Below are 22,435 nucleotides of genomic sequence, written 5' to 3'. Positions count from 1 at the left end.
GGTTGGCCCCTAACGGTGGGTTTCGTTTGCATTAACCATTAGTTATGCAGCGCGCCGTGGGTGATCCACAGCCTTTCAAGTCCTAAGAGTCTTTGCCGTTGGCGCGGCGAAGGCTCTTTTTAGTATACGGACACGGTGGTTATTTCTATACCTAATTTTAACACTTCAATTGCGTGCACGCAATTGAAGGTTATGTCTTGTTTCTTTCTTATCGTTCAAATTTAAACTATTGTGCAGCATTTATTGACAAGCCTGTGACAACAAAATAAGATCGTAATGGAAAGAAATAAAGGAAGAAAACAGGTGTGAGCCGGACGACTCTATGTACGGGGTTTTGTTGAGACCATGTGGATAGTTGTTGAGCGTGTTCACTTAAAAGGGAAGTTCGGTAGATTCCGACACGGACCCGCCACTGTATACAGGCATCAGCAGGATACTGCTGGAGCTTTCAGAACAGCCACTGGAACTGTGAAGAACCGGGAAGGCCTGAAAGATGCGCCTGGAGTCAGGAGACCTGCCTGTTTTGACATCACTGTCAGACCCACGGGATGCTGGGGAGGTGGTTAGGCGTGCTGCATACGGAATGTCTGAAACCGATCTGATCCCTTCTATGTTTTTGGAGTTGGCTTCGAGGTGAGTTTTGACATTTTATAATGAAAGCATTTCTGACTGCTGATCAAGTGGTCCGGAATGCTTTTTTCGCGTTTTGCGTTAGGTTTATATGATTTTACAAGATAGAGGGGGATTCTTTGAATGATTAGCAATCGTAGTAGGCGTTCATGGTTGATATGTACAGGGGTGATGCTGTTGCTGGCAGTTATGGCTCTTTCGGGATGTGCCAGCAATAAGACGTCGGATAGCTCCGGCAAAGGTGAAAACGCGTCAGCACAACAAACAGCGACAGGTAAAAAGCTGATAATGGCGTATACATGGAAACCGTCAGGCGTTGACCCGCACGGAGATAATAGCTGGGATGTGATGCGATCCGGTGCAGGTGAGACACTGGTACGTTTGAATGAAAAGCTGGAGCCTGTGGCTTGGCTGGCAAAGGAGTGGAAGCAGGATAGTCCTACAGTTTGGACGTTCAGCTTGCAGGATAAAGTCACTTTTCATGATGGAAAGAGTATGGATGCAGCAGGTGTAAAAGCGTCTTTGCTGCGCTCTATCGAGAAAAGCCATCTGGCAAAGGATTTACTGAATGTGAAGTCAATTGATGTAAGCGGCCCGCTGGCCTTGAAAATCACGACAAACCAGCCGAACGCGGCGCTGGTGTCCAATCTAGCTGATCCATCGACGATTGTACTGGATGTGGCATCGATGAAAGATGAGCAGAGTTACCCAGCGATGACAGGCGCCTTTAAAATCAAAGCATTCAACAAGGACCAATCCTTGGTCGTAGAGCGTTATGACGGATATTGGGGCGAGAAGGCACGACTGGCTGAAGCGACGATGAAGTTCATTACGGATGGGAATTCGCGCCTGATGGCGCTGCAATCCGGCGAGGTGGACGTGGCGACGGATATTCCGGTTGATAATGCAGAGGTACTGAAAAAGAATGACAAGTTACAAGTGCTGTCGGCTCCCTCCTTGCGCACCCATATGATCGTGTACAATATGGAATCGCCAGTATTCAAGGATGCGGCGAACCGTAAGGTGGTGGACAGCCTGATTCCGCGCACATCGATTGTGAGCGCCGTCATGAGGGGCTTCGGTACGGAAGCAAGCAGTCCGTTCCCGAGCATTCTTCCCTTCGGTAAAGTTGAGCGTAAAGCGCTGAACGGAACGGCAGAGCAGCTGTTGACGAAGGATGGCTGGCAGAAAGACGCCCAAGGGACATGGACTAAGCAAGGCAAGCCGTTCGAGGTTACACTGCTGACTTTCCCTCAGCGTCCAGAGCTCTCCGTTATGGCTGAGGTCATCCAAAGCCAATTGCTGAAAGAGGGAATCCAGGTCAAGATTCGCAAGGTGGAAAATATCGACGAGGCGTTGACCAAAAACGATTGGGATTTTGCTATGTACAGTATGCTTACTGCTCATACAGGAGAGCCGCAATATTTTATGGACATGTTTTATTCTTCGAAAAGCGAAGCCAATGTAAGCCGGTATAGTTCCAAGCCGCTAGAGAGTATTCTTAACAGCTTGAAGCTGGCGAAGGATACAGCGCAGCGTAATGCTGTGACACTACAGGCGCTGGATATCATCAATGCGGATTTGCCACAGTCGTTCATTGTGCATCCTGATAATGTGTTTGGTGTGAAAAAAGGGGTGGAGGGTTTTACACCCCATCCGATCGAGTATTACTACATTACAGCGCAATCTGATATTACGGAATAACGAGCTGCGTATCCTATGATTCGTTTTATACTGGAACGTGTGGCGCAGCTGCTCATCATTGTATTCGTTGTATCCACGCTGACTTTTGTACTGATGCGGCTCGCTCCTGGTGACCCTGCTACTATTTTGCTCACCGCGCATAATGTCCCTGCCTCTGAGGAGGCGTTGACGACGCTACGGCAGGAACTGGGCTTAAACGAGCCGCTTCATATTCAATATGTGAACTGGCTGCGAGATGTGTTCACGGGGCATTGGGGCACCTCGTATGTATCCAAGGAATCCGTGCTAGCCGAACTATGGAACAGACTGCCTGCTACTGTGGAGCTAGCTGCTGCGGGCTTTGCCGTCATGACGGTGCTTACGCTGGGGCTGGGACTGGCTGCCTCGCTAAAAATCAGCGGCCCACTGGATCGTCTGGGCAGGCTGTTTGCCCTGCTGGGATCGTCGATTCCCTCTTTTTGGCTTGGTTTTCTGTTGATCTATCTATTCTCCGTTCGCTTGGGCTGGCTCCCATCCATGGGAAGGGAGGACTGGACACATCTAGTGCTCCCAGCGCTGACTCTTGGCGCAGGTTTGGGAGCGGTGCAAGCCCGTGTACTGCGCGCTCAAATGCTGGAGCTGGGTGACCGGAATTTTGTGAAAGCAGCGAAGGCTCGAGGCTTTTCACGTATGCATATCCTGTTTTTTGAGATATTTAAGCATGCGGTTCTGCCTATGATTACACTGCTAGGTACCAATCTATCATTTATGCTGGCAGGTAATGTCATCGTCGAGACCATTTTTTCATGGCCGGGGTTAGGTAAGTATTTTATAGATGCGATTACCCAGCGAGATTATCCGGTGATTCAGGGGTATGTTATTTTTGCCGTATTTTTAATTGTAGGTGTTCAGTGTTTGGTGGATTTGGTCCAGACGGCGATAGATCCGAGGCTACGTTTGCGTTAAGGGGGAAGCTGAAAATGAAAAAGATACGGCTTTCCTTTCAAGGGAGCTTGCTGGCAGGAGGCGTACTTTTTGGTCTGATCGTGCTGCTTGGGTTATTGGCTCCATGGGTCGCTCCTCATGATCCTCTTCAAGTGGATCTTTTGAACCGTCTGGCACCACCCAGTCGGAAATATCCTTTCGGTACGGATCATCTGGGTCGGGATGTGCTGTCACGGCTAATTTACGGGATACGGACGAGCGTGCTAATCGCATGTGCAATTACTGTAGCTACGCTGTGCTTTAGTCTGCCTATAGGGTTGCTCATTGGTTATGTGCGTGGACGTGTAGATCAGCTGATCATGCGGGGAATCGATGGCGTATTGGCTTTTCCTGATATTATTTTAACGTTGGCAATTGTGGGCATTTTGGGCCCGGGTTTTGTTAACATGACCCTTGCGATTATTGCGGTACGGTGGGCGGGCTATGTCCGGTATATCCGTAGTCTGGTTCAAAAAGCCTGTCAGGAGGACTACGTTCGGTATGCCCGTTTATCCGGCAATTCACACGTACGTATACTGAGACGTTATGTATTGCCACAAACGTTGCCGCAGTTGTTGGTTTATGCGGTATGGGATATCGGACGCGTGGTGCTGATGATCGCGGGGCTATCCTTTCTTGGACTGGGTGTACAGCCGCCCAAGCCAGAGTGGGGCGTGATGCTGCATGATGCAACCTCATATTTTCAGGTGGCTCCGCATGTCATGATTTTCCCGGGCTTGGCGATTATGCTATTCGTACTTGCCTGCCAGCTTTTGGGCGACCGCTTTTCGGAAAAGGGGGCGGCCAAATAGTGGGAGATCAAATAGCCCTTGGGGGCAAGGATACGATAGAACAAGTGGCAGGGCGAAAACCGTTGTTACACGTGGAACATTTGGAAATCTGCCGCACAGGCGGAGGAGCAAGCAGAAGTGGGAGCAAACCACTGCTGCGTGATGTGAGCTTTTCCATATATTCAGGGGAGATTGTGGCCCTGACCGGACCGAGCGGATGCGGCAAGAGCCTGACCGCACACGCAATCGCAGGGATGCTGGAGTCAGGTATCGGTGTTACGCAAGGGCGTATCTACTATAACGGGGAAGACATTCTCCCGTTCCAGGAACGGCGCTGGCAAAGGCTGCGCCGAGAGGATATTGCCCTGCTCATTCAACAATCGCTGAGCGGGTTGAATCCGATCCGGACCGTCCGCGCCCAGCTGATGGATACGCTTAGACTGCACGGGCGGCGTCGGATGCCGCACGACCAGTTGGAGCCGGGGCACGCTGATGCTGACCCATCCCACACTGCATCGCAGCAAGTCCACCCGCTGGGCGTGCTGCCACGGATGCGGCAGATGCTGATCCGTGCCATGGAGATAGCCAGAGGAGGCGCTACTCCAGTGCGGGAGGCCTATTTGCGTTCTCTGCTCCGCAAGGTTGGGTTTACAGATCCTGAGCATATTTTGTCGTCATATCCTTTTGAACTAAGCGGAGGCATGTGTCAAAGGGTGCTGCTGGCTGCAATGTTAAGCTCAGGTCCAAGCCTTTTTATTGCCGACGAGCCTACTACGGCGTTGGATGTTATCAACCGCGACAAGGTTTTGGCATTGTTGCAACAATTGAGAGAAGACTTTGATCTCACCATATTGTTGATTTCACATGATCGCCAAGGTATGAGCCGCATAGCAGATCGAGTGTTGGAGATGAGCCCGGAAGGAAGGATGCACCAGTGATGCTGGAATTGAAGAATGTGACCAAAGCATACCCTGTCCGCAAACGGAGAAAAGGCTGGTTCAGCACGCAAGATAGCGAGCGGGCCGTGAAGAAGGTGAGTCTGGAGTTACGACAGGGTGAATGTCTTGGACTGGTGGGGGAAAGTGGAAGTGGCAAAAGCACGCTGGCACAATGTATTCTAGGGTTGGAGTCGTTGACCTCAGGGGAGATTTGGCTGGATCATCAGCCTATACACTTCGAAAAGATGAAGGACGTTCAGCTGTACAAGCGAATCCAGTTGGTTGCACAGGATTCGTCCTCCTCATTGCATCCTCATATGACCATTCGAGATATTTTAATGGAGCCGATCCACAACTATTTTCCTGAGCGAAAAGCGCAGGCGCTGGATATTTGTCTGTCCCTATTGGAATCGGTAGGATTGGAGGCTGACAGTCTGGAAAAATACCCAGCACAGCTGAGTGGCGGGCAAAAACAGCGGGTATGTATTGCCCGAGCGTTGGCGGTGGAGCCGGATATTATCTTGTTCGATGAATCGATCGCCAATCTGGATACGACAACGCAGTCTTCTGTACTGGACATGCTCAAAAGAATGCAGATGGAACGTCAGTTGTCCTACCTATTCATCACTCACGATCTCCAATCTACTCGCCAGTTTTGTGATCGAGTTGCCGTCATGGTTCAGGGGGAGATCGTGGAAATCTTTAAGGAATGGGATGAAGACTTGTTACAGCATGAGTACACGCGTACTCTGTTTCAAACGTTGGAGAATTAATCCATAAATTTAATATTATACAAATTTAAAATAAATAAGAGGATTGCTTGTCGAATATTGTTGACAAAATAGAACGTGGTACCTATTCTAAATATGATTATGATAATCATTATCACATATATAGAAAAGGGGAAATACATTGATGTCCGTTCGACACCGCAAGACTGCCACCCTTATGTTGGTGGCGCTCCTCTTATTATCCGTTGTTTTGGGCTGCGCGAAGCAGGAGAACACACCTGCATCCACCTCTACTGACGGAGCTGCCAATGGAAAGTCGATCACGCTATCGTGGCCGCGTGACATTGGTACGATGAATCCTCACGTATACAATCCTTCCCAACTTTTTGCACAATCCATGGTCTATGAGCCGTTAGTCAGCTACAAGCAAGGAGGCAAGCTGGAGCCTGCTTTGGCTGAATCCTGGACTATTTCCAAGGACGGCAAAATATATACGTTTAAGCTGCGCAAAGGTGTGAAATTTTCGGATGGAACGCTATTTAATGCGACCATTGTCAAAAAGAACTTTGACGCTATTATGAAAAATGAGAAAACGCACAGCTGGCTTGGTATAGTAGGCGTTCTCGACAAAACTGAAGCTGTAGATGACAGCACCTTCCGAATGACGCTCAAAGAGCCATACTACCCAGTGCTTCAGGATTTGTCTGTCGTTCGCCCGTTCCGTTTTCTGGGTGAAGCGGGGTTCCCGGATGATGGAGATACGTCCAAAGGAATCAAGAAACCTGTAGGTACAGGACCTTGGATGCTGGATGAATACAAGCAAGATGAATATGCAACCTTTAAGCGTAATCCAAATTATTGGGGCACTGCACCAAAGGTGGATAAAATTACGGTAAAAATCATTCCCGATGGCGAAACCCGTGTAATGGCCTTTGAAAAAGGCGATCTGGATCTGATTTATGGAGAGGGTGTCATTAGTCTGGATGCTTTCAAACAGCTTCGCGACACGAATCAGTATGTTACCACGCTGTCCGAGCCTGTCGGTACAAGAAGCCTGTTACTCAACTCATCCAATCCCAAGCTGGCAGACCTTCGGGTACGTCTGGCACTCCAACATGGCTTTAACAAGCAGGCAATGGTGGAAGGTGTAACCTCGGGGCTGGAGGAAACAGCGGATACGGTTTTATCCAAAAACTATCCGTATACGAATGTAAACTTACAGCCTGTTGGCTATGATGTGGAAAAATCCAAATCGTTGCTGGATGAGGCTGGCTGGAAGCTGCCCGCAGGCGGTACAGTACGGGAAAAAGACGGACAACAGCTGGATTTTGAGCTGATTTTTGATAAGACTGATCCGATCCAAAAGGCGATGGCTGAAACCATTCAGGCTGAATGGGGAGAATTGGGTGTCAAAGTGAACCTGACCGGACTGGAGCTGACGGTTCAAATTAAGCGCCTTAGATCCAACCAGTTTGATCTGTACTTCTGGTACAACTATGGTGCGCCTTATGATCCGCACTCCTTTATTAATGTCATTGCCAAGAAGAGCTTCGGAATTTCCGAGGTGCTGAGTGCCCTTCCGATGAAGAAAGACCTGGATCAGCAAGTACACGAAGCGCTCTCATCGACAGATGAAACCAAGCGTCAAGAGCTGTATGCTTCGATTCTGAAGACGCTTCAGGAGCAATCTGCCATTGTGCCTATTTCTTATATTAAGAAAACGGCAGTGTACCAGAAAAAGATTACAAACTTTGTATTCCCGGCTAATCGGGATGAAAATCCGTTTGAGGGAATTGAAATCGGAAAGTAGCTGAAGCCGATAGGTAACGGTAGTTTACAGGATAGGAGGACAACTCATGATCAGCTATATCGGGAAGCGAATGGTAGCGGTCATTCCTATTGTTCTCTTTGCCACCCTCGTTACCTTTGCACTGATTCATATTTCACCAGTTGATCCGGCCGAGGCCTATTTGACGGCTGCTCATATTTATCCTACTCCAGAGATTCTGGAGCAGAAAAGACATGAGTTCGGGCTGGATCAGCCTTTGCTGACGCAGTATATGCATACACTTCAAAGAATCAGTCAATTGGACTTTGGTACTTCGTATCTGACCAACAAGCCGGTGTGGGATGAGGTCAAGGTTCGGCTGCCCGCCACTTTTGAATTGGCTGTGAGCAGTATGGTGCTATCTATTGTGGTGAGTATTCCACTGGGCGTGCTGGCGGCGATGCGTAAAAATGGATGGATCGACATGCTTAGTCGAGGAATTTCATATTTTGGCGCATCTATACCCCAGTTTTGGCTGGGATATTTGTTAATCTTCTTTTTCTCTGTCCGATTGGATTGGCTCCCTGTAGAGGGGCGAGGAACGTGGCAGCATCTGGTGTTGCCCACGGTGACCCTGTCGCTGGTTCTGATTGCTTTATATACGCGCCTGCTGCGTTCCAGTGTGTTGGAGCAGCTTCAGGAAACGTATGTGCAGTATGCCAGAACTAGAGGGATTCATGAGCAGGTGATTATGCTCAAGCATGTACTGAAAATTGCCATTGCTCCACTGATTACAAGTCTGGGTATGAATCTGGGCAAGCTTCTGACCGGAACAATTATTGTGGAGCAGGTGTTTTCATGGCCCGGGTTTGGCCGTTATTTTGTGGAAGCGATTTTTAACCGGGATATTCCCGTCATACAATGCTATGTGTTTTTGGCGGCATGCCTGTTCATCGTATGCAATTTGCTTGTTGATCTGGTGCATTTGTATATGGACCCCCGAATTTCATCGAAGGGACGAGCAGAGCAGTGATGATAAGGTTGCGTACAATGTTCAAAGGTCAAAAGGTAATCGTGGTCTGCTCTGTCGTACTGGCTGCTCTTTTTATCATTATGGCGCTAGCTCCTTGGCTGGCTCCCCATGATCCGGTTAAAGTCAATTTACTGCACAAGCTGGAGGGACCTTCGAAAGAATACTGGCTGGGGACCGATCATTTGGGTCGGTGCAATTTATCCCGGTTGCTGTATGGAGCGCGGATTTCCCTCGGTTTTGCGACATTAATTTTCCTGTCCTCGCTTAGCATCGGCGTTGTGGTCGGGTCGCTTGCAGGTTATGTAGGTGGCTGGGTCGATAGTGTGTTGATGCGGTTTTGCGAAGGTATTATGGCGTTTCCGAATTTGGTGCTTGTGCTGGGCATTGTCGGTATTTTTGGGCCGGGCCTCATGCAGGTGCTGCTTGCCTTGATGATGGTGCAGTGGGTGTATTATGCCAGAATGTGCCGCAATATGGTCGTCAGTCTGAAAGAACGGAATTTTATAGCTGCTGCAAGGATTAGCGGGTCCTCCTCAGGGGCCATTATCCGGCGGCATATTATTCCGAATGTGCTGCGGCCGATTGTGGTCATTGGTACACTGGAAATGGGTTGGGCGATCATGGATATTTCCGCGTTGTCGTTCCTTGGTCTAGGCATTCAGCCGCCGACCCCCGAATGGGGAGCGATGATTCATGAGGGAACGGGATACATTCGCAGTCATCCGGAATTAATGATCTATCCGGGGGTTATGATTCTGGTGGTGGTGATGGCCTTCAATATATTGGGGGAGGCGCTGTCCGACCGATACGGAATTGCCAAACGTCAGTAAAACAGGAGTGAGTTACAACGATGGACGACAGGGAGAAGGTGCTGGAGGTCAGCGGCTTACAGGTGAAGCTCAAAACCGGTGCCGGGGCGGTATCTCTGCTGGAGCCAACTCATTTTGAGCTGAAAAAGGGACAGGTACTGGGTCTTGTCGGCGAGAGTGGAAGCGGCAAAACAGTGACTTGTAAAGCGTTGCTCCAACTGCTGGATCGCCAGACGATGGACGTGGAAGGTAGTGTCCGTCTGAACGGGCGTGAGCTGAACGGAATGGTGGCCGAGGAGATGCGCCGTATTCGGGGCAAGGAAATCGCGTTTATTATGCAAAATCCGATGAGCGCTTTTACGCCAGTGTATACGATTGGAGCTCAGTTTATGGAAACGGTCCGCACGCACACCGGATTAACCAAACGACAGGCCCATGAACTTGCCATAACGGCTCTGGAAAATATGAATCTGCCCGATCCAGCCAAGCTGATGAAGCGTTATTCGTTTCAGTTGAGCGGCGGGATGCTGCAACGAGTCATGATCGCCATTTCCATGTGCCTGCGGCCAGCAGTGGTTATTGCCGATGAACCAACGACGGCGCTCGATGTGGTCAATCAGCTACAGGTGCTAAGAGAGCTGGATCGCTTGCGTACGGAATACAATACGTCCATTTTGCTGATCTCGCATGATCTGGGCGTCATTTCCCAATTGGCGGATGAAGTGGCTGTCATGCAGCAGGGTCGTATTGTTGAGCAGGCTGAGGTCCATCAGTTATTCGATCACCCGCAGGATGAATATACGAAAATGCTGCTGCATGTCAGACCCAAGTTGTCCATTCGGGGCATAAATCAGGTAGGTGGTTAGTCGCCTGTTCGACGGTTACACTTTCAAAAGGGGAGCGAATGCGCATGCTACAAGTGAAGAAAGTAACTCATAGCTATGGAAGGCGCAAATGGCTGGGCCGCTCTGAACCACGTCCTCCTGTGTTGGCTAACGTTTCGCTTACTATAGAAAGTGGGTTTTGCCTAGGCTTACTTGGTACCAGCGGAGCCGGTAAAAGCACGCTGGGCAAGGTTATTCTGGGGCTGGAGAAGCCGCAGGAGGGTCAGGTGCTGTTCCAGGGACAGGACATTTATAATGCGAGCCCCCAAGTCCGCAGGGGACTGCGACGGGATATGCAGGTCGTATTTCAGGACTGCTACTCTGCTGTAAATCCCCGAATGACCGCCGGGCAGATTATTGGTGAGCCATTGGACAATTACGAACGGTTATCGGTACAGGAACAAAAAAGAACGGTCGAAAGTCTGCTGGAACGGGTCGGCCTCAAGCCGGAAGATCGGATTAAATATCCGCATCAATTCAGCGGCGGACAATTACAGCGGATCAACATTGCACGGGCGATTGCGCTCAAACCAAAGCTGATCGTGCTGGATGAGTCCGTCAGCAGCCTCGATATGGTTCACCAGATGCATATTTTATCCCTGCTGGGAGAACTGAAGTCTTCGTTTGGATTGTCATATCTGTTCATCACGCATGATATTCGGGCGGCATATGCCGTCTGTGATGGCATTGCTGTGATGGAGCAGGGAAGATTGATTGAGCGCTGTGATGAGAAGGATCAGATTTTTGAATCTGCTCATCCGGCTGTACGACGGTTGATCTCGTCCATTTTGCCGGAACATCCAGCAGAGCGTTTTCCGCTTCATGGATAACAGTGGACCCGCAAGGGTCCTTTTTTTGTGCAACATATGGATAAATAATCGAAATGAAATTTACTTGTTGTATTATTTGAATAACCCGTTATAATATAAAATCATAGTAAATTACTTGGATATTAAAAAGGGGATGTCATATATGAAGAAATCTGCTTTGGTAGCAGCGATTGGCCTATCTCTTGTGTTATTAACGGGTGCCTTGAGTGGATGTTCCTCGAAGGATGCGGCATCGGGGGATAAGGTAATCTATGTAGGCACACAAAATGACTACCCTCCGTTTGCTTTTACGAATGAAAAAAACGAGCTGACCGGGTACGATGTGGAAGTAGTCAAGGAGATCGACAAGAAGCTGGACGGCTACAAGTTTGAGTTTGTACCTTCTGGCTGGGACGGAATTTTCATGGCGCTGGAATCGAACAAGATTCAGGTCGTAGCAGATGAAATCGCCAAAAATCCTGAGCGCGAGCAAAAATATTTGTTCTCGGATGAATCCTACTTTCAGGCACAATCCGTCATTGTTGTGAAAAAAGGCAGAACGGATATACACTCTCTCAAGGATTTGGAAGGCAAGAAGGTAGCCGCATCAGTAGGCGATTCCTACACACAATTGCTGGAACAATATAATGCGAAGAATGGGAATAAAATTATTTTGAAATACAATGATACAGGCACTTCGTCCGATAACCTTCAAGACGTACAAAATGGCCGGGTGGACGCTTATGTGAATGATCCAGTCATGACGGCTGCTACGATCAAGAAGGAAGGTTTGCAGGTCGAAGCGATAGGTGATCCTGTGCAAACGGATGATATCAATCTGGTGTTCAAAAAGGATAAGCAGGGCGAAGAGCTGAAAGCTAAAATCGACCCGATTATTAAAGAGTTGAAAACGGACGGAACACTGAAAAAATTGTCTGAACAATGGACAGGTGGGGAATATATCCCGCAGTAACAACAATGTAAAGGGTAAAGTGAGGTTCCTATGGAAAAGCTGTTTGACCTTGATTATATGCTGAAAAGCCTTCCCCGGATCGTTGAGTATCTACCCGTTACGCTATGGATTGCATTTTTGTCCATGCTGCTGGGTACGATTATCGGGTTGGCAACGGCGTTAATTCGGATATACAAGGTGCCTGTCTTGGCGCAACTGTCTACGCTGTATGTCTCCTACATCCGGGGAACACCGCTCATTGTGCAGCTGTTTCTCGTATATTATGGAATACCCAAGTTTTTATATTATTTTCAGAGCGAATACGGTTTCTTACAGCAATTAAATATCTACGTGATTCCACCCGAGGTTTTCGCATTGTTGTCATTTTCACTAAATCTCGGGGGTTATCTGTCGGAGACGTTCCGGGCGGCGATTCATTCAGTCGACCGGGGACAATTTGAGGCAGCTAATTCCATCGGCATGAGCCAAACACAAATTATGCTCAAAATTGTATTGCCGCAGGCGTTGACGGTGGCTTTGCCCAATCTGGGAAACACGCTGATCAGTACGGTGAAGGATACGTCTTTTATTTTTATGATCGGTGTCGTCGATATGATGGGACAGGCTAAAATTATGGGCGCGCGGGCGTTGGCTTTTTTTGAGGTATATGTTGCGGTGTCCCTGATTTACTGGTTGGTGTGCATTATTATTGAGCGCGGGCTTGTCGTGCTGGAGAAGCGTATTCGAATTTACGAAAGAAGTGAGTAAGAGCATGATTCAGCTTCATCAAATTCATAAGCATTTTGGACAGCATCACGTGTTGAAGGGCATAGACCTGACGGTAGGCAAGGGAGAAGTCGTGGTGATCCTGGGCCCAAGCGGATCGGGGAAGTCCACGTTGCTGCGCAGCATTAATTTTTTGGAGCAGCCGACCAGCGGAGTCATTGAAATTGACGATGTAAAGGTCGATGCCGCCAAGGCGGGAAAAAAGGACATTCTCGGACTACGGATGGCAACGGCAATGGTATTTCAGCAATATCAGTTGTTTAAAAATTTGAATGCACTCCACAATGTGATGATTGGTCTGACCAGTGTGAAAAAGCTGGATCGTAAGCAGGCGAGGGAGATCAGTGAAGAGATTCTGGAAAAGGTCGGGTTAAAGGATCGTATGACCTATTATCCTGCCCAGCTTTCGGGTGGACAGCAGCAGCGAGTTGCGATTGCCCGTGCTTTGGCACTAAATCCGCAGGTGTTGTTGTTCGATGAACCGACATCCTCACTTGATCCTGAACTGGTGGATGAAGTGCTGTCCGTGATTCAAAAGGTGGCGAGTGAAGGCAATACGATGATTATTGTCACGCATGAGCTTGGTTTTGCGAGAGATGTAGCGGATCGGGTTGTGCTGATGGAGCATGGTGTGATCGTGGAGCAGGGACCCGTGGAGCAGTTTTTCACCAATCCGAAGGAAGAACGGACACGGCAGTTTCTGGGCAAAGCGTTGGTACAGAGAGCGCCACAGGAGCAGCCTGTATCCCCATAAGAAGTACGTGGATGGGTTATAGGTATGTGCAGCGCTGTAGAGTTATTGCACCTATAGTAAAAAGCACGTTAGACAAGTCGCAGGAGGAAGGAAGGCCCGCGCTTGTTTGTCGTGCTTTTTTGGCGCCTCTTATCCCAAATTCTTTTCCATTGCAAAGTAGCTTATCACACTTATTCATGATAAATTCTAAGAACAATACAGTGAAGATGTAATCGGGAAGGAACATTGGCATATGAAAAAGGTTTTGTTCATTAATACCGGAGGGACCATTTCTTCCTCTTATCAGGAAAACGGCCTGACACCGACCCAATCGGCTGAAAATATTTTGGCGGAAATTCCGGAGCTGAAGGAGATTTGCGAGATTGATGCCCATAATCTGATGAGCATTGATAGCACAAATACACAACCAGAGGATTGGGCTTCCATCGCCCGGATGGTACATCGTTCGCTCGATCAGTACGACGGCATTGTCATTGCACACGGTACGGATACGATGGCTTATACGGCTTCAGCCTTGAGTTTCATGCTGGGAACCGTAGACAAACCCGTCGTTGTGACAGGTTCACAAGTTTCCATTTTGGCGGAGCACAGCGATTCCAAAAAAAATGTAATTGACTCATTCCTGACCGCATGTGGCGAGGTGGCTGGGGTTTTTGTCGTGTTTAACGGCAAAATTATCAATGGTAGCCGTAGCTCGAAAATCAGAACACGCAGCTATAACGCCTTTGAGAGTATTAACTATCCGTACATTGGCCTCGTGGAGAACGGTAAGGTGGTCTATACGGAGGGCGTATTTGCAAATCGCAGTACCGTTCGTCATCCATACAACGACGGGTATGCTTCCGAAGTATTTCTGCTCAGGCTGATTCCGGGTACGAATCCGGCGATTTTCGATGCCATTCAGGGCTTGGGCTATAAAGGTATCGTCATTGAGGGCTTTGGTATGGGTGGCGTCCCTTTTAAAGAAAGAAGCCTGATCAGTAAAATCGAGGAACTGATGAAGGACGGTATGAGTATTGTCGTGACTACTCAATGTCCTTATGAGGGCGGGGATTTGACGATTTACGAAGTGGGGCAAAAGGTACTGGAGAAGGGGGTTATTCCGGGGTATGACATGACAACGGAAGCGCTGGTGACGAAAATGATGTGGGCGTTGGGGCAGACGACCGATCCGGCCGGGGTAGCCAAGATTATGGCAACGAACTACGCAGACGAAGTTTCCCTGCCTGCGGATACAGCTTCCTTATAGGAAGCTGATTTCCGTAGATACCGGGTTAACGCTGGCCTTGCCCCAGTCTGCTTTTAATCTCAATAGCCACTTTCAGCGCTTGTACAGCCGATTCCAGTGGAATCAGGCTTTCCGAATGTCCACCAAAGCATTCAAGTGCATGATCCAAACTTTTTTCGTATGGATTGGCAGATTCGAGGTTGATTTTTTGCTGTCCTGATGCGGTATACTCATATAATGCGGTAGGTATAAGATCGTTTTCGTCGCTTTCATGAAATACCAGCTTGGCCTTTTCGAAATAAGCTTCATAGGCCACTGTGAAGGGGTAGCTTCCCGGCATGTGGGATGAGGCGATGACTTCTGTGAATGTATCCCGATGCTGAAAGTAAGCACGAACCTGTGCTTGTTCAGGATGGGTAACTTCTGTACCCCAGACTGTAAATGGATCACAGGGGCCTAATAGCCAGGTCAGTAAATCCAGTTCATGAATCATGAACTGAGTAGGGATGGAGCTTAGTCCAAGATCCCCCCACAGAGGAGGCGTTTCTCTTTTCAAAGATAAGGAGATAAGCTTTCCGTACTTCTGTTGGCGGTATGCCTCATACAGATAGGTATAGGCGGGATCAAACTTAATGAACTGGTTGACCAGAATCTTTTTGCCATATTGCTCCGCAGCTTGTTGCATAAGAAGAGCGTCTTCGAGATTAAAGCAAACGGGTGTTTCACAAAATACATGCTTACCGTGCTTTAGCGCATCCACAGCATATGACCTATGCAGGTGGGAGGGCAGGCATAGATCGACGATATCCACGTCTGGATCCAGCAGAATATCCTCTATATTTTGTGTGACTTCTACGTTTAGCTCCTCTTTCAGCTTTTGCAGGTTGGTTTCGTTCCTTCCAAATACCATGATTCTGTTTACCTTGGGATGGTTGTTTAACAATGAGGCATGATATGCGCCGAATCCCGTCCCCAATATTCCAATATTCATCATCCATTACACCCCTTTACTTCTATGATACACACCTATTGCTGCCAACAGGGTGTCAACAATCTTTGCATCATCTTTTCAATTCGGGTTAACCATCTATTGTGGAGGTATGATTGTGAGACTGCATCGTTTAATCGCGATTTTATTATGTATCGAATCTAGAGGGAGAATGAAGGCCAAGGAATTGGCGTTGGCACTGGAAACCTCTGTACGCTCCATTTACAGGGATATCGACCTCCTGGCTGAAGCCGGCGTTCCGATTGTTACCGCATCCGGACCGAAGGGCGGAATTTATTTAATGGAGGGTTATACGGCGAACCTGAAACAGTTGAATGGCGGGGATGTCATTCAGTTGTATTTAACAGGGATGGGCATTTATACAGGCGGGCCCACCGAATCGGGTTTGAAGTTAAAGAATGCTCTGCTCAAACTGGAACAGACGATGCCAGACCCGTATCAGTCCGATATTAAGAAAGCCAAAGCGCGGTTTTATTTTGATGATACGCCGTGGTGGACGGAACGTATAGCAATTCCTTGTCTTGAATCCGTAAGAGCTGCAGTGTGGGGGTCCCATAAAATAACCATTCAATATGAGAAGGCTGACGGAATCTGTTCTTCCCGTCATGTGCATCCCTATGGACTTGTGGTGAAAAAAGGAGATTGGTATCTCATTGCCTTCTGTGAAGTTGGGCAGGAGATTCGGACCTTTAAATGTGAGCGAATCAGGGAGGTTCAGCCGTCTACGGAAGTCTTTGAGGTTCCGGTGGATTTTTCGCTGGAACATCATTGGATGAGGCAAGAAACCGCGTTTAAGCAGCTTTGTACAGAGAAAGAATACTATCCCGTTTTGATCCGAACGAATAAGAAGCAAGCGGGAATTATAGCGAAAAGAATGGAAATCATCCAGTCTGTACAGGAAGGCAATCATTTCATTCTAACGGTCAACATGTATAGTTATGAAGCGGCTTGTCGCGATGCTATGGATTGGATCGGTAGGGTTGAAGTTGTGGAGCCTGCAGTACTCCGACAGTTTGTGAAGGAAGAAATTAACCGACTCCAGAGGATATATGGATAAATGATTAAAAAAACACCTGCCTAGGGCAGATGCTTTGCTTGTTAAGTCCAGGCCCAGAGAAATCCGTCACGATCCCATGCAATTCTGCCACCATGAAGCTTGCGGAATGCTTTTTTGATTTCTTTTTCCAGAGATACATGACCATGCTCGCTTATAAACACATACTGCTCTCCATACTCAGAGCGTACATATGCAATTGCATCTTCTTGTTTCAGGGTGCCCACTTCACGGATCTGCGCGACCATCCATTGTGCAATCTCTTGTTCTGTTGTAGGGGTGTTGTCCATTTGTCGCATCCTTTCCTGCGTACCGATTGGGTGTAGCTGTTCGGCTCACCTCCCCGTAGTATACGGCAATTCGGAGAATTATTGAATTTTCTGATATAAATTTACTTGAGCGGTTGGCTAAGTGGGCTTTCTTTTGTATAATTAAGGGAATATTCACGGGAATTTTCTTTTTTTGTATTGTAATCATGCAAGTAATCCCTGGGGGTGCCTGATTTGAAGGAAACAACCACAATTCGCGCAGAGCTGGAGCAGTACATCAGACGAGAAGGAATTACGATTAGTAAGTTTGGGGAGAACACAGGTATTAATGCAGGAACGATCAGTGCCATTATTAACGGTAATCGTCCGATTGCGATGCTGCTGTTGGATCGGATTGGTGCAGGCATGGGGCTTGAAGAAGGAAGCCTCTATGAGTTATACATTGATGAATTTATACGGAATACGGCACCGAATTGGCGACGGGTTCGCCCCTTTTTGCATCGCTGTGCAGAGCTGAACAAACTGGATTGTATTAAGCAAGTCGTGGAGTTTATGATGGACTATCTCATATACGCCCCAGCTTTGTTTGAGACAGCAGAAGAATTATTCAGTGAAGGTAAGTTCGAGGCTGCGGCAATTATTTATAAAAATGTTTCGGAAAGTGAAAAGTACCAACATTCAGAGCGTCTGGCGCTCTGCCAATACCGTTTATTTACGATTGCCGTTGGCGATGACCAGGACGAAAACTTATGGGCAGCCACACATTTCGAAAGCTTTGTGGACCGACTGGGTGAAGCAGACCAACTGGATGCCTTAAGAGACTTGGCCAATACCTATGCCTCCTTGCGGCGTTGGGATAAAGTAGAATGGTTTGCTGAAAAAATGGCTCAAAAAGCCAAGGTACAATACGAGCAAAAATACGGAAATACCAGAAGATCGGAGCGTGGCAAGGAACCTAAGGGTCCTTTGTTTATGTATATTGTATACTCTTATGTGCTGCGCGCCGGGGTGTGGGATGAGCGCGGGGATTACCAAAAAGCGCTGGAATTTGTATCCCTATACTCTGATTTGAGCTGGGTGCAAGAGGATACGGAAGAAGCTCAGCGTTTGAAGGCCCTTTGTAGCAACTGGGCTGAGGCCAACGGGTATTTATATCAATTGATGTCCGGCAGCCTGGATGTGATTCCACAGTATGTAGATTATTTGGAAAAAAACGAAGGTGAAATTCTGGTGGGGCTACATAAAATTATGGTAGCGGCCAACCGTTATGATTTTAATGTAGATCATGTACTGCAGCGCTTTGAAAAACAAATTGAGGCATTTGCAGATCAGCATGTCAAGGTAGGGACCTATACGGAGCAAATGTCAGCAGATCTCTATGCACGATTTTTGGCAGAGATGGCTTGTTATGATCTCAACAAACATCGTTATTCCAAAGGTATGAAATTCCTGCTCGAGAGCCTTTCCTATTCCGTCGTGCTGAATGGTAATCCTGTCACAATCAAATGTGTAGGATTATTTGAAAAGTTTCGGCATACTGCCACTTCTGAGGACAAAGAGGAATATAAAAACTTACTTGGAGAGGTAGAGTACATCCATGATAAAAAAGATCGTTTTTTCTCTGCTCGCATTTAATGTTTTTGTCCTATTGAATTTTTCACCCGTTCCCCCCCCTATGGAAGATCCTAGCGACGTCCACAGCCATGGGCTGGGGGGATGGGCTTTTTCATCCCTTGATACATCTATCTGAAAAGGTCTAGATTGTCGTAACCCAAAAAGGTATCCTCTTATGAAGAAGAGGATACCTTTTTTTGATGTGGAAGTGCATTTGAAGGAGCACTTTTGCCGTCAAGAGTGGGGAGTTGGAAGTTGAGCAGGCGGAAACCAGACATGACGCAGATCCACCCAGCCCTGACTGTTAAAAGATACACCGCGCACAGAAGGAAGATAGGCCGTCTGAACGGGCTTTTCATATAAAATATGCAGCTGGTGCTCATCCATGAGCCGAGTTTCGATATGTTCGAATTGCTGCGCCCTAACAGTATGATCGGCCTCCCGTGCAATTTCACGCAGCAGTCTTTCGATATCCACACGGCTATGAGGCTCCACATGCCCAGATACATTGAGATACAAGTCAAACAGGCGTAATTGCTCATCACGGTCACGAAAGAGAGAAAAGATGATTAAGTCTGACTCCATACGGATAGATGAGCTTTTGAATTCGTTCATAGATGCGGCCACGATGTTACAGGTATACCCACAGGATTCGAGCTGAGCCGCAACCCGGTCTGCGTCTGCTTTATACTCGGGAATGGTAGCAATTTGCAGCGCCGCCAGTGGTTCATAAGAATCGTTAGATGAATCCACTGCTGGAGGAAGGGGGCGATGATCCAGACATGCTACAATGCGGGCACGTATTTCTGGATTGCGTAGTGGTCCATCCTTGTGTGTATTACATGTGATAAATTTGCGTACCGAAGCCGCCGAGTGAATCTGGCTCCATGCGGTATCCGTATCTCCCGCCGATACGGGATTATGGATAATGTGAAAAGAAGAAGCGGTGTCTTCCGTATCCGACGATTCCAGCTTAGTCGCCCATGGGAGTTGGACAATTTCCACTCGGTCCAGATGAGCTCGGCCTTGAAAATAAGGTGCGAAAGCCTCCAGTGTACACAGGCTTTCGTTCATTTCCGTGACTTTGAATGCCCCTGTACCGACAGGGCGGATGCCAAAGGCGGCTTCACCCACCTGATTAAGCTCACGCGGCACAATCGCAGCCCGGCTGGTACACAGGAAGGATAGAAACAGCTCGTTCGGCTCCTTTAGTACGAAGCGTACTATCGTTGGACTTAGCGCCTGGACGTGCTGAATTTGCCGGACGATAAAATGGTAAAGTCTCCTTCCCGGCGCTCGACTCAGTCGCTCAAAGGTATAGACGACGTCTTCAGCGGTCAGTATTTTTCCGTTATGAAACAACACTTCTTTACGCAGGAAAAAGGTCCACTGTGTACGAGTGGTATCCACCTCCCAAGCGTGCGCCAATCCCGGCAAAATCTCGCCGCTTTCGTTCGCCCGGCGGGCCAGACCATCAAAGACGTGGCTGGATACGAAGGACTCGGCGAGCCAGTTCAAGTACAACGGGTCCAGCGTATAGAGTTGCTGGCGAATAGGCAGACGCAGCGTGTCGATCTGCTGCTGATCACTGCGCACCTCTGCGTGATGCCCAAAATAATTCAGCAGCCAGCCTTGCAAATGCTCCTGCATGGTGGAGGAGCGTGAATGAACTCGGATCTCATCCAGCGCGCGTTTGATATCATGGCGGTCTATGGCTTGCATCATGGATTGCACGGCAATGTCTTCCGGCTGAATGAGGAAGCGCAGACTGGAGCGGCGGCCTCTGCCTCGGCGGGGAGTCCATTGTATCCAGTCGTGCTGCTCCATTTTCTGAATGATCATCAAGGCGTTGCGGTGAGTACAGTCAAAAATAGCCGCCAGCTCATCCAGCGTCGTCTCTATGGTATGGTTTTCGTCCTTGTCGTCAGCTGCGTGTGAGTGAAGCCGTAAAAATTGGGCATGGAGTTTCATTCAAGGTTGCTCCGTTTCCCCTATATTTGATTAAAAGCGTAGCCACTTTTATAAAATAGGAAATTTTGTTTGAATTAATTTCTCTTTATCTTCTTATTTTATCATCTACAATAAGGGTTATAAAGCATATTTGTGGAGGTATTTACCATGCATGACAAGATGAATGGAACGTCTTTGCCGAAAACGTCGTTTCTGTCCGCCTTTGCTGGCGCAATTGTGTTGGCGCTGGTTCATCAATATCTGTTTTACGGACATGGGCTGGGCGTGTCTATGCCAATTTTTGTTATTGTGTTTTACGCCTATATGTATGCCTTTAATCGAGATCGTTTCCAGTTAGGATCATGGATAGGGCGTTTGCTGTTTGTGATCATTTTCATGCTGGCATTGACATATGCGCTGTTCAATAATCCGGTCCTGTATGTGTTAAATGCGCTGGCGATACCTGCTCTGATTAGCGTACATATGGTGCTGCTGTTTGGGGAGAAAAGGCATGGCTGGTCAGAACCCGGTATTATTGGTCAGGCGTTAAGCCATTGGTTTTATCAAAACTTTCGTCATATCGTGACCCCCTTTCGGATGGTCAAGACAGTAGCCCTTCGGAATGTAAAGGATGAGCGTAAGCGTGTATTGGGCAAAGTGATGATTGGTTTACTTATTGCCTTGCCGCTACTGTTCATTATCATATCTTTGCTGGCTTCGGCGGATGGGATGTTCGAAAAGTTGTTAGCTGGAGTACCCGAATGGATCGGAACGCTGTCCTTTGGGAATGGCATGCTGCGGCTGATCTGGACCTGCTTTTTCACCTTCTGTTTCTTCTGTTATTTGTGGGGATTTGTACAGCCTGCTCCGCGTAATACGCAGAGAGAGACCCAATCATGGCACGGATTAGATGAGCGCACGAATGGCCAAACCACCGAGTATGATGGTCACTCTTCAGTGATGATTGACCGACCAACGGTGCCTTACCACGAGCCGGTCGCGATTAAATTTGACCCTGTCATTACCGCTACGGTGCTGATTGTCATGAATCTGGTGTATGTTGTGTTCGTCGTGTTGCAGTTTGGATATTTGTTTGGTGCATGGGAAGGTGCTCTGCCCGAAGGAACCTCGTATGCCGAATATGCGAGAAGAGGATTCGGGGAGCTGGTTATGGTAACAGGTATCAACTTTGTGCTGATGATCAGTGTATTGAAGTGGACTGAATTTGGCTCAGGCATAGTGCAAAAAATGAACAGCGGCCTGCTGTACATACTCGTGGGTTGTTCGGGTGTGATGCTGTATTCGGGATATACCCGGCTGGTTATGTACGAAGAAGCATACGGATATACGTACACCCGCTATTTGGTACACGCGTTTATGATTTTTCTGGGCTTGCTACTGCTTATTGCAGCAATGCGCATTCATTTCCGTCAACTGCCGTTGGCGAAATATTATATTGTACTCGCTCTAGTCGCCTATGTCGTCGTGAACTATGTGGGCATTGATATACAGATTGCTGAAAATAATCTCGAACGGTATCGCACGGCATCGGTGATAGATAAGGAGTATTTGAGTGAGCTATCGGCGGACGCGATTCCGCTGCTGATTGACTTTAGTCGTAAGGAACATGGATCACTAGATGAGTTTTTACAAGCCCGTTTGACGAGCATGACGAGAGAAGAATCGGCTTGGCCTGAATTCAATTGGGCAAAGTATCGAGCGCAACGGGAATTGCACGACTATATTTTGGAATGAGAGG

At 48.0% G+C, this 22,435-nt stretch carries 20 protein-coding genes and 1 riboswitch; of the genes, 17 read left to right on the top strand and 3 right to left on the bottom strand.

Annotation, left to right across the window (positions count from 1 at the left end):
* The first annotated feature begins 332 nt into the window (after positions 1-332).
* Positions 333-536: riboswitch (cobalamin riboswitch) on the top strand.
* A gap of 217 nt (positions 537-753) precedes the next feature.
* The 14 genes from JOE49_RS04930 (at position 754) to JOE49_RS04865 (ending at position 14,801) form a co-directional block, all read left to right on the top strand.
* A complete protein-coding gene (locus JOE49_RS04930; RefSeq protein WP_209940666.1) occupies positions 754-2,334 on the top strand; it encodes an ABC transporter substrate-binding protein in 1,581 nt (526 codons plus the stop codon).
* A 15-nt stretch (positions 2,335-2,349) separates the two neighbouring features.
* On the top strand, positions 2,350-3,279 hold the full coding sequence (nikB, locus tag JOE49_RS04925; RefSeq protein ID WP_023990985.1) for a nickel ABC transporter permease: 930 nt from the start codon (positions 2,350-2,352) through the stop codon (positions 3,277-3,279).
* A 14-nt stretch (positions 3,280-3,293) separates the two neighbouring features.
* Positions 3,294-4,109 (top strand): nickel transporter permease, encoded by an 816-nt coding sequence (gene nikC, locus JOE49_RS04920; RefSeq protein ID WP_209940665.1) that lies wholly within the window; start codon positions 3,294-3,296, stop codon positions 4,107-4,109.
* The gene (locus JOE49_RS04915) at positions 4,109-5,026 is read left to right on the top strand and encodes an ATP-binding cassette domain-containing protein (RefSeq protein WP_209940664.1); all 918 of its coding nucleotides are present in this window, start codon (positions 4,109-4,111) and stop codon (positions 5,024-5,026) included. Before nikC (JOE49_RS04920) ends, JOE49_RS04915 begins: the two co-directional genes overlap by 1 nt.
* Positions 5,023-5,799, top strand: a complete 777-nt coding sequence (locus JOE49_RS04910; RefSeq protein WP_209940663.1) for an ABC transporter ATP-binding protein — start codon at positions 5,023-5,025, stop codon at positions 5,797-5,799. The genes JOE49_RS04915 and JOE49_RS04910 overlap by 4 nt, the downstream gene beginning before the upstream one ends.
* A gap of 142 nt (positions 5,800-5,941) precedes the next feature.
* On the top strand, positions 5,942-7,567 hold the full coding sequence (gene nikA, locus JOE49_RS04905; protein ID WP_209940662.1) for a nickel ABC transporter substrate-binding protein: 1,626 nt from the start codon (positions 5,942-5,944) through the stop codon (positions 7,565-7,567).
* Between the two features lie 46 nt (positions 7,568-7,613).
* Positions 7,614-8,558: a nickel ABC transporter permease subunit NikB gene (gene nikB, locus JOE49_RS04900; RefSeq protein ID WP_160788302.1), complete on the top strand. Its 945-nt coding sequence runs from the start codon at positions 7,614-7,616 to the stop codon at positions 8,556-8,558.
* A complete protein-coding gene (nikC, locus tag JOE49_RS04895; protein WP_080682961.1) occupies positions 8,558-9,388 on the top strand; it encodes a nickel ABC transporter permease subunit NikC in 831 nt (276 codons plus the stop codon). Before nikB (JOE49_RS04900) ends, nikC (JOE49_RS04895) begins: the two co-directional genes overlap by 1 nt.
* 20 nt (positions 9,389-9,408) lie before the next feature.
* On the top strand, positions 9,409-10,233 hold the full coding sequence (locus JOE49_RS04890) for an ABC transporter ATP-binding protein (RefSeq protein ID WP_068939150.1): 825 nt from the start codon (positions 9,409-9,411) through the stop codon (positions 10,231-10,233).
* A 38-nt stretch (positions 10,234-10,271) separates the two neighbouring features.
* Complete coding sequence (gene nikE / locus JOE49_RS04885) at positions 10,272-11,081, top strand: nickel import ATP-binding protein NikE (protein ID WP_028540875.1); 810 nt, start codon at positions 10,272-10,274, stop codon at positions 11,079-11,081.
* 142 nt (positions 11,082-11,223) lie between these two features.
* A complete protein-coding gene (locus JOE49_RS04880; protein ID WP_023990976.1) occupies positions 11,224-12,033 on the top strand; it encodes a transporter substrate-binding domain-containing protein in 810 nt (269 codons plus the stop codon).
* Positions 12,034-12,063: 30 nt separating this feature from the next.
* Complete coding sequence (locus tag JOE49_RS04875) at positions 12,064-12,780, top strand: amino acid ABC transporter permease (RefSeq protein WP_023990975.1); 717 nt, start codon at positions 12,064-12,066, stop codon at positions 12,778-12,780.
* Between the two features lie 4 nt (positions 12,781-12,784).
* A complete protein-coding gene (locus JOE49_RS04870) occupies positions 12,785-13,552 on the top strand; it encodes an amino acid ABC transporter ATP-binding protein (RefSeq protein WP_209940661.1) in 768 nt (255 codons plus the stop codon).
* 232 nt (positions 13,553-13,784) lie between these two features.
* Positions 13,785-14,801, top strand: a complete 1,017-nt coding sequence (locus JOE49_RS04865) for an asparaginase (protein WP_013312613.1) — start codon at positions 13,785-13,787, stop codon at positions 14,799-14,801.
* A gap of 25 nt (positions 14,802-14,826) precedes the next feature.
* On the opposite strand, the gene JOE49_RS04860 is transcribed toward JOE49_RS04865, so the two are convergent.
* The gene (locus JOE49_RS04860; protein ID WP_209940660.1) at positions 14,827-15,774 is read right to left on the bottom strand and encodes a Gfo/Idh/MocA family protein; all 948 of its coding nucleotides are present in this window, start codon (positions 15,772-15,774) and stop codon (positions 14,827-14,829) included.
* A 112-nt stretch (positions 15,775-15,886) separates the two neighbouring features.
* Here JOE49_RS04860 and JOE49_RS04855 point away from each other — a divergent pair, with 112 nt between their 5' ends.
* Complete coding sequence (locus JOE49_RS04855; RefSeq protein ID WP_160788300.1) at positions 15,887-16,846, top strand: WYL domain-containing protein; 960 nt, start codon at positions 15,887-15,889, stop codon at positions 16,844-16,846.
* Positions 16,847-16,887: 41 nt separating this feature from the next.
* On the opposite strand, the gene JOE49_RS04850 is transcribed toward JOE49_RS04855, so the two are convergent.
* On the bottom strand, positions 16,888-17,133 hold the full coding sequence (locus JOE49_RS04850) for a DUF6953 family protein (protein ID WP_013312611.1): 246 nt from the start codon (positions 17,131-17,133) through the stop codon (positions 16,888-16,890).
* Positions 17,134-17,346: 213 nt separating this feature from the next.
* On the opposite strand from JOE49_RS04850, the gene JOE49_RS04845 reads away from it, so the two are divergent.
* Positions 17,347-18,747 (top strand): transcriptional regulator, encoded by a 1,401-nt coding sequence (locus JOE49_RS04845; RefSeq protein ID WP_023990971.1) that lies wholly within the window; start codon positions 17,347-17,349, stop codon positions 18,745-18,747.
* Between the two features lie 213 nt (positions 18,748-18,960).
* On the opposite strand, the gene JOE49_RS04840 is transcribed toward JOE49_RS04845, so the two are convergent.
* The gene (locus JOE49_RS04840) at positions 18,961-20,697 is read right to left on the bottom strand and encodes an ABC transporter substrate-binding protein (RefSeq protein ID WP_160788299.1); all 1,737 of its coding nucleotides are present in this window, start codon (positions 20,695-20,697) and stop codon (positions 18,961-18,963) included.
* Between the two features lie 147 nt (positions 20,698-20,844).
* Between JOE49_RS04840 and JOE49_RS04835 the strand changes: the two genes are divergently transcribed.
* Positions 20,845-22,431: a DUF4153 domain-containing protein gene (locus tag JOE49_RS04835; protein WP_209940659.1), complete on the top strand. Its 1,587-nt coding sequence runs from the start codon at positions 20,845-20,847 to the stop codon at positions 22,429-22,431.
* Positions 22,432-22,435 lie beyond the last annotated feature (4 nt).

It is taken from the genome of Paenibacillus sp. PvR133, assembly GCF_017833155.1.
Lineage (GTDB): Bacteria > Bacillota > Bacilli > Paenibacillales > Paenibacillaceae > Paenibacillus > Paenibacillus polymyxa_B.
The sequence above is the reverse complement of the archived record's forward strand: the minus strand, read 5'-3'. Positions and strand labels throughout refer to the sequence as shown.